This is a genomic window from Serratia sp. JSRIV006, from assembly GCF_019968685.1.
Taxonomy (GTDB): Bacteria; Pseudomonadota; Gammaproteobacteria; order Enterobacterales; family Enterobacteriaceae; genus Chania; species Chania fonticola_B.
Genome location: NZ_CP074137.1, coordinates 3,709,242 through 3,722,350, shown reverse-complemented (window position 1 = coordinate 3,722,350; position 13,109 = coordinate 3,709,242). Strand labels below are relative to the sequence as shown.

The following is a 13,109-nucleotide window of genomic DNA, read 5'->3' as shown; positions in this document are numbered from 1 at the left end:
ATTTCCCTGCATTAATCATATTTGAATTTGGTTTCTGCAACGCGATACAGTGGCTGCCAGATAAAGATTACGCATAACGCCACCAGTGAGCACATGGCAGCACAGCCCAGCGCGGATTCCGGATTTTTACCGGCATCGGTCACGACTGAAATAAAAGCGCCCAGCCCGGTAGTACTGATCGTGGTAGTTCCCCATTGAATGACTTCTGCTGCAATGGCGCTATTCCAGGCACCGCCTGCTGCAGAAATAATGCCGGTAACGATGTAGGGGAAAATCGCGGGCAGCATATAGTAACGCCACCATTTGAAACTCCGTAAACCGAAGGTTTCGCTGACTTCGGTGATATGTGATGGGATTGCCGTGACGCCGGCAATGACGTTAAACAACACATACCACTGCGTGCCGAGCATGATCATTGGAATCGCCCACCAGCCAAGATCCTGATGATAAACAGCGATAAAAGCGGCGATCAGAGGATAGAAAATATTGGGTGGGATAGCAGCCAGGATTTGAATGATCGGCTGGAAGAATTTCACCAGGCGTGGATTCATCCCTATCCAGACGCCGAGTGGGGTGAAAATCACGATACTGAGCACCATTGCAGCCACTACACGCGCAGTAGTCAGCAGCATCCATTCAGGCATCATGGCGAAGTATTGCTTTGGGAAATACTCCCACAGTTGATAACCAAACCAGGCACAGGCCATGACCACCGCGAGATACCAAGTGCTACGCCACAGCCAGTTGGCTTTTGCGGTGATGCGAAACAGCTTGTGCAAACCAAGGCCGTACCAGATCTGCGGCAGCTTAAATAGCCATACATCAGCCAGCATGCGTAGGGCCGCTGACAACATTGATCCTAGATGGGAATAGCTCAGGCAGTTATAAAACCATGAGCTGCCTTCAGTTTTATTGGCGCTAACATCTTCGTATTTGAAACGGGAGGTATAGCGAACCAACGGGCGGAAAACCAATTGGTCAAGCACGATAATATTGGCCGCTAATGTGATCACGGCAAACAGAATAGCGTGCAGGTTTTGCTGCGCCAGCGCTTCGGCAATATAGGAACCTACACCAGGCAACGCCACCGATTTATCGTTGACCGGGATCGCCTCCGACGCCACCAGAGCGAACCATGCTGCCGATTGTGACACCATGGCATTCCACAATAATCCGGGTACGGAATAGATAAACTCTAACCGCCAGAAACGTTGCCATGGATTGTAGTTGAAACTGCGTGCGGCTTCATCCAGTTCACTTGGAACGATGCGCAGCGTCTGGTACAACGTTAGCATCATGTTCCATGCCTGGCCGGTAAATACCGCAAAGATAGCGGTACACTCCAGCCCCATCACACTGTGTGGGTACAGGCCAAGAAAATACACCGTGGTGAAGGTTAAAAAGCCCACCAAGGGTACTGACTCCATAAAGTTGACGAAAGGTAATATCACCCTGCGTAACGGCACGTAGCGTGCCGCTAAGACGGCAAAGACAATGGAGAATAACAATGACCAAATCATGCCGATGGCAAACCGCATTGTCGTTCTTAGTGAGTAATAGAAAAGATTCCAGGTATCCAGACTAATGGCACCCACGTTGTGTTCATCGAACGAACCGTGCATGTCCCCCCAGGCACGGATAAGAAAGACGATGACCAATGATGCTATTACAAAAACAATAAGGTCATTTAGATAGTACTTTCTAGAAATAGATGTACTTCTGCTTTTTTGCATAATGCCAATCCCATAAATTTCTCAAAAAACCGGCGGGAACGTCAACTTGATAAAGCCGAGCGCCTCCGTTTTAAACGAACATATATAGCTTGAGATAAATTAATTTGCTGATTGTTACGCTGATGGTGAACGATGAATACTACAGGAACAGGCATGACAAGCCGGTATTATCAGATGCCAAGGCACATAGGCAGTGCCAGGACGTTGCTGATAAGCCGTTGATTGATTGTCTACATTCTGTTTATTTCAGAATGTAGCATGAACTACATTACTGAAATTTATCCAGTAGTACTAAGCTAAAACTAAAACTTCCATCGTCCATAAGGCCCCCGTGGTGAGAATAAAGCGGTGAGATAGTAATGCTTGAACATAATGAATAGCAAGTAGATGTGATGGTTTTCATTATTGTATGTGTAACAGGATGAAAATAGATTTTTTAAAAGATATATCCATAAATTAAAATGATGAGGGAGATATTGTTAGATAGACAAGGACATCAAAAAATTGAAGCCTATATAGCTAGGATGAATGTTTCTTAACGTGGCAAAATATAACTTTTTTACTTGAGTTACGCGTATTATTGATGATCCCGAGCTTCCAGGAAGTTCGGGGGAGGAGGGAGAACACCAACTCACCTTGTCATCCCCACATACCTTCCAAGATCTCAATGGTTCTTGGTTCCAACGGAACACGGTGCTTGTTGCGCGCAGTGCTCTACTTGTGTGGCGACGAGGTAAAATGCAAAGCACTGAAAATGAATCTGCAAGCGGGATCGCAATAAGGAAAACTTTTCTCTCTAGCCAGTGACAGTGCTGGGGGATTTGTTAAAATAGACCCACTTAATCAAGATAAGATTATTATTATCATGCAGTTAACTAAGATTTTTCGTCTTGTCCCTGTGTTGCTTTTGCTGGTAACGGCGGGTTGTCAGCAACCCCGTTCTTCTCTGCAAAAGGAGCCTGTTGCCCTTAATGAACAGGTAGAACAGCTGGCTTCAGTGATTGCCAGTACCAAGTATTTGAAATATAAGTGTAATCGTAGTGATTTACCCAGCGATGCGGTCATTGACAAGGTTGCCTACAAAGTCGCCAAACAACGAGGCTGGAATAGCGCTGGCTACGGGGCTTTGCCGCAGCATAGCGAGGAAATTTATCAAAGCCTGATGAGAGACAACACGCCGGAACAAACCAAGTGCAGCAGCTTTAACAGCCTGTTGGCACCTTTTACCGACGAACTGCGTGCAGAAAAAAGCAGTTAGTGACACCAACTTGGTGTCCTGTGCCCAGTGTACGGGCTAGTGGTAAGCTTTATTCTGACTCTTCAGCGGTGCTTTCGCTATCCACCTTGCCGCCCGGCCAATCCTCTAATGCGTCAAGTGTGAATACCTCGCCATTGAAGTTAAAGATGGTCACGTCCTGTTGTATTTGCTCAATCGTAAGGTTGGGGGCAGGGCTGTCTCCTTCCTGATAACGCTGACCGTTCAGCGTGATGCTGCGTTTGTCATCTTCCGATGCGTAAACGTGCGCGCTGTATCTTAAAGGGGCTAATTCATCACTGGCTAAGGAGGGGGGGACTTTATTATCTGATCCCACTTGTTGCGCTGGTTTATTTTCATCATGCGCAGTTTCTCTATCAGCGTTGGTGACCGTATGCCTGGGCATCTCCATTTTTACCACGGCAGAGGGGGCAACTTGAGTCAACGCGGGGGCGGCGAAAGCTTCGTTGTTACGCCAGTGCTGTCCGGAAAACCAGCCTATCGCTATTAACAGCAATGCATACACTGGCAGCAGATAGCGGGGAATAAACAGCCCCTTGGCGGGGTGAACGCTGGCTTCTAGCTCTACTTTCGATTTATTGTCCACATCCCTGAACCTTTAATAAACGCTGATTTCTACAGCCAGAGGTTGTTTATTGGCGTGTCGCCAACGCTTGAGCAAAGCCAAAGTATCAAGGGTATATCCTGCCCGAAAACTCGGGTCAATAGCATTGTACTTTTATTCGGGAGTGATGTGACTCAGTGGGTGTAACCTCTCGTTTCGGGCCACCTGATGGTGACCCGAAACGGACCGTTTTATTTACTGCTTACAGGCAAACCTGCGCCCTGGGCAGAGACTTGTTGTTTGACCAACAAGGCTACCGACCAGGCGGGAACTGTAACGCTGCCCTCTGCGGTAATATTGACACCGGAGGCGAGTGAGCGGTCTCCCAGGTTTTGTTGGATTGCGCTCAGGGTGAGATTTTCACCGGTAAAGTCATTAAGCGTTCTGGCTTCCGGCGCTGCGTTGATGATAACGACTAACGCATCGGCTTGGGGATCAAGATCGTTTCCGGCCTGAACTCCGTCATCAATGGTCATTACCAGTAAGCCCAGTTGCTGTTCTGCGCCCGTGTTACGGAAATCGACACGTTTCATCACTTCGTGGCCGCTACCCAAGGCAATCAGAGGCGAGGATTGGCGCAGTTGCGTGAGTTCCTGATAGAACGAGTTCATCTGCGCGATCTCTGTTTGGCCAGGTGTGGCAACAGCATCTTTTACGCTGGCGATCAGCGAATAGTTGTCACCGTCATCGCTGATGCGTGGCATACCAACGTTGAAGTTGTTGTCTTGATAGCTGTAATCCACACGGTTGAACCAGTCCCCGGCATCATATGAGTCACGGGTAAATGACTTGGAACGCAACAGTTCAGAGCCTTGTTGATCGAATGCCAGCCCTTGGCCCAACAACGTAGTGGCCAGTGACACCGCCTGCATGCGTACGCGAGTGGTGAGATCGGCTTCACGTGCGGCTTTGTAGCTGATCATATCCCATAAGGTTTGGTTGTCGTGTTTGGAAACATAGTTGACCACTTCGGTCGGATCGTTGGCATAACCCCCAATCGCCCCGTTATAGTCAATTTCGCTGCCTTTTTTGACAGAGCCGTCTTTATCGATCAACAGGAATTCAGCCAGGTTGCCGGCCATGCCCAGACGGGTCAGATCGGCCAGATGGCGCACGGTATCCTCGTTTTGCTGGGTTAACTCGTTAACCAATACTCCGGCACCGTTACCCACCCCCTGGTTTTGACGCAAGGCATCACCAGAGTCAAACGGGCCGCCTCCACGAACAGCATCACGCAGACGATCGGAGAAGGTGCCAATGCCGGTGCCTTTTAACGTGATCTGCGAAGCGATTTCGAAGCGATCGTCCTGACCTGAATTCCAACCTTCACCAAAGAAATAAACGTTGGGGTTCACCGATTTTACTTTCTCCCGGGCCGCCAGGATTTGTGCTTTCGGATGATAGCCCATCAGGTCAAAGCGGAATCCGTCAATCTTGTAGTCTCGGCTCCAGACCACCAGAGAGTCTTCAATCAGTTTGGCAAACATCCGGTGTTCGGGGGCCGAGTCGGAACAGCAGGTGGCCGACTCTACACTGCCCGTAGTTTCATTCAAACGTTGATAATACCAGGGCACGATTTTATCCAGCACCGAGGTGCGATCCGTTGGGCCAGCCGCATTGGTGTGGTTATAAACCACGTCCATGATGATGTTCATACCCAGTTGCTGTTTGATGGTCTGCACCATGGTACGAAACTCTTTGATGCGGGCAGTGCCTTCGGGATTGGTAGAGTAAGACCCTTCAGGCACCGTGTAATGGAACGGATCATAACCCCAGTTGTAGGAGTCAGTCTGGGCCACATAGCCATTCAATTCCTGCACCTGCGGATTGTCCTGGCTGTCATTCTGTTTCAGTTCTTCTAGTACATCACCGATGGTGGTTGAACTCCCACAGTAGCCAGCAAAACGGCTTTGCCTAACGGCGCTGTTCAGTTCACAAAGCCGACTGAATGGATGGGTGAGATCCGCCACTTTGTCGCTGAACTCATTGACGGTTGCCAGATCAAACACCGGTAGCAATTCAATGTGGGTTACGCCCGCATGCCCAAGCTGTCTGAGATGCTGCACCATATTGCTGTCACTGGCAGTCAACGCCAGATATTTACCCCGTACCTGTTCAGGAACGGTCTGATCCCAGGCGGAAAGATCGCGGATATGCGACTCATGGATGACCATCTTGGCAATATCAGCCTGGCTGGTCTGTGGGTGTGGCATTGTCAGGCCGTCCCAGCCTTCTGGTTTCAACGCGCTGTCATTGAGATCCACGACCTGGCTGTATTCGGAGTTCGTGGAGAGGCTATGGGAGTAAGGGTCGGTGACCTCATACTGCTCCACTTTGCGCGATTGCGGATGATAAACGGTCAGGGCGTAACGATAAAAAGCGTCTTTAAGGTCATGACTTCCTTGATATGACCAGGCACCGGAATCGTTATCTCTGGTCATCGGATGGCTACCAATGACTTTTTTATCCGCACTGTAGATCACCAGTTCTGCCTGCTGGGCCGTGGGTGCCCAGACACGGAAAGTGACGCCAGAATCAGTCAGCAGAGCACCATATTCCAGGCCTTCCGCTGCGGCTGAGAAGCGATCATCGAGAACGCCAGCGGTCTGTACCTGGGTGGCTGAAATAAGGATGCCGTCCTGATTGGCGGCCAGGGCGACGGTCTCGCCGCTAAGCAGTTCGTCTACTTTTGCATTGTCCGGCAATTTGAAGGCGGCATAACCCGCAAGGTGAGGGAAGCGTGAACCCAGTTCCTGGTTGATGCTGGTCGGTGTCAGCGAAAGATAGCGATCGGTAAACTTCCCTTCGCTGTTGGCGGCCACTTTGCCATTGTGGTTGTAGTACAGACGTACGATAGGTTTCCCTTCCCCGGCAGGCCACAGCAGGGTGTGTTTATCTACCCAATGGGCTTCAGCCAGAGCCACCCCGAAGGCCGCGCGGAAAGCTTCGGCACGGGTATCATAAAGCGTACTGCTGCCTGCAAGCGCAGAAACGGTCCTGTCCGGAAAATCACTGAACGATAAACGCATATCCGCATCAATCAGCTTATTGGTGCCATCACGCAGAATGAAGTTGATACACCCAGTGGTTTTGCTCAGAGGTAGCACCCAATACGGGCCATAACTGTCGCTGCCTGTCGGTGTTGTACTGGTGTCATTCCAGTCCCCAGAGGGCTTATCCAGGGCGTCACAGGTGTCGTTATTCCACAAAAACAGGTTCTTGGTACTGTAATCAGCGGCGGAGCCGCTGGTGATACCAGCAATATCGACCAGATGAATGACCGCCTGGTTTTCACCTGCCATGACGGCTTCGCCAGGCATGGCTATGTCAGGCAGACGTGCAATCGGCTCTTGGTTGTTGGTATCGGGGCTAACGTCTGAAGAATTATTATTATCACAGCCGCTCAATATGACGAGCGAGCCGAAAAGTAGGGCATTACAGGTATTTTTCAGCATTCTAAATTCCCTATCAGGCTTGCATTATAGAAAGTAAAAAATCGTATCAATGTGTAAAGCAGTGGTATTAGATATTGCATGATAAGGAGGAGCATCCTCCTGCTTTAGGAGGAGGAGGGGCGTAGGTGGAAGGAGGACGCGAAGTTTAGAGTAGGGAGATTAAACGGGTTAAACCGCTTTTATGCTAGCGAGATTAAGAAATAAATAGCTATAAAAACAGAAAGATAAATTATTTCGATAAGCAAAAATAATGATTTATTATTGAGGGGAGTATGTATAAAGTAACCCTTTCTGAGAGGATGTATTCAGAAACGTAAGGGCTGATGGAGGTACTGAGTTGTAAGGTTTCAGTCATAACCTTACATATTCTCCAACGACAATGCCCCAACGATATGCCCACCGATTGACTGATATCGGTGAACTTCTGGCTGGCGTAAACAGAGAAGCAGGCAAAGGAAGGCAAGATGCGATTTTCTGTATTGTTATCGGTATGCAGAGAGGCTACTTTCAGGCTGTTCACGCCGCGATGGGCTTTATGCGTGCTGTCACTGTTGATTTGCAATCAACTCGCCTTGCTCACCTGGCACGGGCTCCTGCCCCCTGAAATATCCCCCGTACGCTTATCCAAAGCAGATTTCGCACCAGTAACAACTGGCGTTGGAGGTGAGTCTGAACGTTACCGCTTCACCCTCTTTGGTACTTCGCTATCCTCATCTTCCGCCGCTGAGCATGCGGTCTCTGACCAAACCCTGCGTAACGCACCGCCTTCTTCTCTCAAGCTAAACCTGACCGGCATTGTCGCCAGCCCCAGTCCAGAGCGTTCCATCGCCATTATCGCCAAAGATAGCAAACAGTTCAGCCTTGGCGTGGGGGAGAAGGTGCCTGGTTATGACGCCCGAATTGCGTCAATTTTTGCCGATCGTATCGTGATCGCCTATCAGGGGAATTATGAATCGTTGTTGCTGTTCAGCGAGCAACCCGAGGCCGCTAAAAGTGACAAAAAAACCTCAGCGTCGCAGCTCAAGGCACAGCTGCAAAAGCAGCCGCAAAGCATTCTCAATTACCTGAATATCTCACCGGTGATGGTGGATGACAAACTCATCGGCTATCGACTCAATCCGGGCAAACAAGGCGAGTTATTCCGCAAGGTCGGGCTGCAGGAAAACGATCTTGCCATAGCGCTAAATGGCCTGGATCTGCGCGATGCACAGCAGGCGCAACAGGCATTGAAACAGCTTTCAGAACTCAGTGAACTGAATCTTACCGTTGAGCGTGGCGGTCAGTTACAGGATATCTATTTGGCTCTTGGAGATGACTAATTGTTGAATACAAAAATAATCAGGAGCTTACGCATTGTGCTACTGGCAGTGATGCTGCTTGGTACTCGGCAGGGCTGGAGTGCCGAGTTTTCTGCCAGCTTCAAGGGCACGGATATTCAGGAGTTTATTAATACGGTCAGCAAGAACCTGAATAAAACGGTGATTATCGATCCTGCCGTGCGCGGCACTATCACCGTACGCAGTTATGACATGCTCAATGAGGAGCAGTATTACCAGTTCTTCCTCAGCGTGCTGGACGTTTATGGCTTTGCCGTGGTCGATATGCGTAACGGCGTGTTGAAAGTGGTGCGCTCCAAGGATGCGAAAACCGCTGCGGTGCCGGTAGCCAGCGATGCTCAGCCGGGCGAGGGTGATGAAGTGGTGACACGTGTCGTGCCGGTCAATAACGTGGCGGCACGCGATCTTGCCCCGTTACTCCGTCAATTGAACGATAACGCCGGGGCTGGCAGTGTTGTGCATTATGAGCCTTCCAACGTGTTGCTGATGACCGGGCGTGCAGCGGTCATCAAACGCTTGATGGCGATTGTTGAACGCGTTGACAAGGTCGGTGACCGTAGTGTGGTCACGGTACCGTTGGCTTACGCGTCAGCTGCTGAAGTCGTCAAACTGGTCACCGAATTAACCAAGGATGCCAGCAAATCAGCGATGCCAAGCCTGATGGTAGCCAATCTTGTTGCGGATGAACGAACCAACTCGGTCCTGGTGAGCGGAGAACCCAACTCCCGCCAGCGGATCATCGCCATGATCAAGCAGCTGGATCGTGAGCAGGCCGTGCAAGGCAATACCAAAGTGATTTACCTGAAGTATGCCAAAGCCACCGATCTGGTTGAGGTGTTGACTGGCGTCAGTACCAGTATTCAAAGTGAGCAACAGAATGCCAAGCCGGCGGAAGCACTGCGTAAAGACATCACCATCAAAGCCCATGAGCAAACCAATTCACTGATACTGACGGCGGCTCCGGATGTCATGCGAGATCTGGAGAAGGTGATAGCTCAGTTGGATATTCGCCGTGCACAGGTATTGGTAGAGGCGATTATCGCAGAGGTACAAGATGCCGATGGTTTGAACCTGGGGATCCAGTGGGCCAACAAGAATGCTGGAGTGACGCAGTTCACCAATACCGGTTTGCCTATCACTACGGCGATTGCCGGAGCCAATCAATACAATCAGGACGGGACGGTGAATAGTACCCTGGCCAGCGCTCTCAGCAGTTTTAACGGTATTGCTGCCGGTTTTTATCAGGGCAATTGGGCAATGCTGCTGACCGCGCTTTCCAGCAGTAGCAAGAATGACATTCTGGCGACACCGAGCATTGTCACGCTTGACAACATGGAGGCGACATTCAATGTCGGCCAGGAAGTTCCTGTCCTCTCCGGCTCGCAAACGACGTCGGGCGATAATATCTTCAACACGGTAGAGCGTAAAACCGTCGGCATTAAGCTGAAGGTCAAACCGCAGATCAACGAAGGGGACTCCGTGCTGCTGGAGATCGAGCAGGAGGTTTCCAGTGTGGCTGATGCGGCGTCCAGCAGCAGTGCTAATCTGGGGGCGACCTTTAATACCCGCACGGTCAATAACGCGGTGCTGGTAGGCAGCGGTGAAACCGTGGTGGTGGGTGGCTTGCTGGATAAAACCGTCCGCGACAGCAGCGACAAGGTTCCGGTGCTGGGGGATATCCCGGTGCTGGGCTATCTGTTCCGCTCCAACAGCAAACAGGTTTCCAAGCGCAACCTGATGCTGTTCATCCGCCCGTCGATCATCCGGGATCGTGACCAGTATCGCCAGGCCTCCTCAGAAAAGTATCAGGCTTTTAATCAGGAACAAGACCATCAGCGTGGCAAACAAGGGAGCGAAGCCACGCTGAATAACGAAGTATTGAAGTTGCCACCCGATCAAAACGGTGCCACTTTCCGCCAGGTTAATGCCGCGATCAGCGCATTCTATTCAACGGGGGGACGATGAACACCCTCCCCGAGGACCTGAGTGAATTACGCCCGCAGTTGCCATTTGCCTATGCGCGCGAGCAACGCATTTTGCTTTTGCGGGATCATGCTGGGTGCCGAGTGCTCCGTCTGGCGGAAACCACCGCCACAGCATTGCTTGAGGTGCGTAGGGTGGCCGGGTGTGGGCTGACTATCAGCACGGTGTCGGGTGAAGAGTTTGAGAAACAACTGGTGATCAGCTACCAGCGCGATTCGCAAGAGGCGCGACGCATGATGACCGATATCGGCAATGAAATGGATTTTTATACCCTGGCAGAAGAGCTACCCGACAGCGACGACTTGCTGGATGCCGATGATGATGCCCCTATTATCCGCCTGATCAATGCGATGCTGACGGAAGCCATCAAGGATAAAGCCTCGGATATCCATATCGAAACCTATGAACGCCATTTGCAGATCCGTTTCCGGGTCGATGGCGTGTTGCGTGAAATTCTGCGCCCTCAGCGGCGGTTGGCCTCTTTATTGATATCGCGCATCAAGGTCATGGCACGGCTGGATATTGCCGAGAAGCGGATCCCCCAGGATGGGCGCATGGCACTGCGAATCGGCGGCCGAGCCATTGATGTGCGGGTTTCGACCTTACCGTCTAATTATGGTGAACGAATTGTTCTGCGTTTACTGGATAAAAACAGCGTCAGTCTGGATCTCGCCGCGCTTGGTATGTCTTCACATAATCGGCGGCAGATCGATGAACTGATCCAGCGGCCACACGGCATTATTCTCGTCACCGGACCTACAGGTTCGGGTAAGAGCACCACCCTCTATGCAGCATTGAGCCGCCTCAATGCCAGCGAACGCAATATCATGACGGTCGAAGACCCGATCGAGTATGAACTCGAGGGTATCGGCCAGACGCAGGTAAACCCCAAGGTAGATATGACATTTGCTCGCGGTCTGCGAGCCATTCTGCGTCAGGATCCTGATGTAGTGCTGGTTGGGGAAATCCGCGACAGCGAAACCGCTCAGATTGCGGTTCAGGCATCACTGACTGGGCACCTGGTACTCTCCACGCTGCACACCAACAGCGCGCTGGGGGCCTTATCGCGGCTGCAGGATATGGGCATCGAGCCTTTTTTGCTTTCCACCTCATTACTGGCCGTGCTGGCGCAGCGACTGGTTCGCACACTCTGCCCCGATTGTCGTCAAACTTACGCCGCCGATCCGGCCTTGGCCGATCAAATGGGGATTTTACCCGGAACCCCATTATGGCAGGCGAAAGGATGCTCGCAGTGTAATTTTACCGGTTACCGTGGGCGTACGGGTATCCATGAGCTGCTGCTGATTGATGACCGAGTGCGTACGGCGATCCATCAGGGAGAGAGTGAATTCGCGATTGCTCGTCAATTACGTCATGAGTACAAGACATTGCGCCAAGGGGGATTGGAAAAAGTGTTGGCGGGTGAGACCAGTTGGGAAGAGGTGATCCGCGTGACCGAAAGCCAGTCTCAGGAAGAGGGATGACATGGCCCTATTTCATTATCAGGCGCTAGACGAGCGCGGCAAAAAACGACGGGGAGTGCAGGAAGCGGATTCAGCCCGCCATGCCCGTCAACTTTTACGGGAACAGGGGTTGGTCCCTGTAAGCCTGGACGAAGGGCAGGATGAACGCCAGCAGGCCCAAAACGGGCGGCGTCTTTCATGGGGGCGGGGGATTAGCAGTGCCGATCTGGCGTTGTTGACTCGTCAGCTTGCGACCTTGGTCGCCGCCTCCTTACCCTTGGAGGAGGCGCTGGATGCCGTGGCAAAACAGAGTGAAAAACCCCGCCAGCGCAGCCTGATGGCCGCAGTGCGCACCAAAGTACTGGAGGGGCATTCCTTGGCTGAAGCCATGAGCGCTTATCCCACCAGTTTTGAGCGGTTGTACTGCGCGATGGTGGCGGCGGGTGAAGCTTCTGGTCATCTGGATCTGGTTCTGAACCGGTTGGCGGATTACACCGAGCAGCGCCAGCAAATGCGAGCTCGTATCCTGCAGGCGATGATCTACCCCTGCGTGCTGACGGTGGTCGCCATCAGTGTGATCGCCATTTTACTTTCCGCCGTCGTGCCCAAGGTGGTGGAACAGTTCATTCACATGAAGCAGGCACTTCCGCTATCAACGCGTGTGCTGATGGGGATGAGTGACGGAGTTCGAGCCTTTGGCCCTTGGGTGCTGCTGTTGCTGTTATTGGCGCCGATGCTGATGCGTCTGTGGCTGCGCCAAGAAGCGCGGCGCATTGCTTTCCATCGGCAGTTGCTGCGCCTCCCGGTGATCGGACGCATCGCACGAGGGCTCAATACTGCCCGTTACGCCAGAACGCTAAGCATTCTCAATGCCAGCGCGGTGCCATTGCTGCAAGCGATGCGCATCAGCGGAGAGGTTTTAACCAATGAATATGCGCGCCGCCAGCTGTCACTGGCAACGGAATCTGTGCGCGAGGGGGTGAGCCTGCATCGGGCTCTGGAAATCACTGCGCTGTTTCCCCCGATGATGCGGCACATGATCGCCAGCGGTGAACGCAGTGGGGAACTGGACAGCATGCTGGAACGTGCGGCAGACAACCAGGATCGGGAGTTTACTGCCCAAATGCAGTTGGCATTGGGGCTTTTTGAGCCCTTGTTGGTGGTGAGTATGGCGGGCGTGGTGCTGTTTATCGTTTTGGCGATCCTGCAGCCAATCCTGCAATTAAATACCTTGATGAGTATGTAAATTCAATCTGCA

General features: G+C 51.7%; 8 protein-coding genes. 5 read left to right on the top strand and 3 right to left on the bottom strand.

What is annotated here, in order from left to right; genetic code table 11:
- Positions 1-11: 11 nt before the first annotated feature.
- Positions 12-1,622: an ABC transporter permease subunit gene (locus KGP16_RS17275; protein ID WP_223498107.1), complete on the bottom strand. Its 1,611-nt coding sequence runs from the start codon at positions 1,620-1,622 to the stop codon at positions 12-14.
- Positions 1,623-2,598: 976 nt separating this feature from the next.
- Between KGP16_RS17275 and gspS the strand changes: the two genes are divergently transcribed.
- Positions 2,599-2,991, top strand: coding sequence for a type II secretion system pilot lipoprotein GspS (gene gspS / locus KGP16_RS17270; protein WP_223500046.1), 393 nt, complete (start codon positions 2,599-2,601; stop codon positions 2,989-2,991).
- Positions 2,992-3,040: 49 nt separating this feature from the next.
- Here the strand turns inward: gspS and gspB are convergent, their stop codons facing one another.
- Positions 3,041-3,595, bottom strand: a complete 555-nt coding sequence (gene gspB, locus KGP16_RS17265; RefSeq protein WP_223500045.1) for a type II secretion system assembly factor GspB — start codon at positions 3,593-3,595, stop codon at positions 3,041-3,043.
- A 209-nt stretch (positions 3,596-3,804) separates the two neighbouring features.
- A complete protein-coding gene (gene pulA / locus KGP16_RS17260) occupies positions 3,805-7,068 on the bottom strand; it encodes a pullulanase-type alpha-1,6-glucosidase (RefSeq protein WP_223500044.1) in 3,264 nt (1,087 codons plus the stop codon).
- A gap of 464 nt (positions 7,069-7,532) precedes the next feature.
- Here pulA and gspC point away from each other — a divergent pair, with 464 nt between their 5' ends.
- Genes gspC through gspF form a run of 4 tightly spaced genes read left to right on the top strand, consistent with a single transcriptional unit; the run spans position 7,533 to position 13,097 of the window.
- Positions 7,533-8,387, top strand: a complete 855-nt coding sequence (gene gspC, locus KGP16_RS17255) for a type II secretion system protein GspC (protein ID WP_223500043.1) — start codon at positions 7,533-7,535, stop codon at positions 8,385-8,387.
- 18 nt (positions 8,388-8,405) lie between these two features.
- A complete protein-coding gene (gene gspD / locus KGP16_RS17250) occupies positions 8,406-10,370 on the top strand; it encodes a type II secretion system secretin GspD (protein ID WP_037375612.1) in 1,965 nt (654 codons plus the stop codon).
- Entirely contained in the window at positions 10,367-11,872 is a 1,506-nt protein-coding gene (gene gspE / locus KGP16_RS17245) for a type II secretion system ATPase GspE (protein WP_021805940.1), read from the top strand. The genes gspD and gspE overlap by 4 nt, the downstream gene beginning before the upstream one ends.
- A gap of 1 nt (position 11,873) precedes the next feature.
- A complete protein-coding gene (gene gspF / locus KGP16_RS17240) occupies positions 11,874-13,097 on the top strand; it encodes a type II secretion system inner membrane protein GspF (protein ID WP_223500041.1) in 1,224 nt (407 codons plus the stop codon).
- Positions 13,098-13,109: the final 12 nt, after the last annotated feature.

Coding starts and splice junctions, on each gene's coding strand:
- KGP16_RS17275 (WP_223498107.1), bottom strand. CDS start 1,622: ATGCACGGTTCGTTCGATGAACACAACGTGGGTGCCATTAGTCTGGAT.
- gspE (WP_021805940.1), top strand. CDS start 10,367: ATGAACACCCTCCCCGAGGACCTGAGTGAATTACGCCCGCAGTTGCCA.
- gspS (WP_223500046.1), top strand. CDS start 2,599: ATGCAGTTAACTAAGATTTTTCGTCTTGTCCCTGTGTTGCTTTTGCTG.
- pulA (WP_223500044.1), bottom strand. CDS start 7,068: ATGCTGAAAAATACCTGTAATGCCCTACTTTTCGGCTCGCTCGTCATA.
- gspC (WP_223500043.1), top strand. CDS start 7,533: ATGCGATTTTCTGTATTGTTATCGGTATGCAGAGAGGCTACTTTCAGG.
- gspF (WP_223500041.1), top strand. CDS start 11,874: ATGGCCCTATTTCATTATCAGGCGCTAGACGAGCGCGGCAAAAAACGA.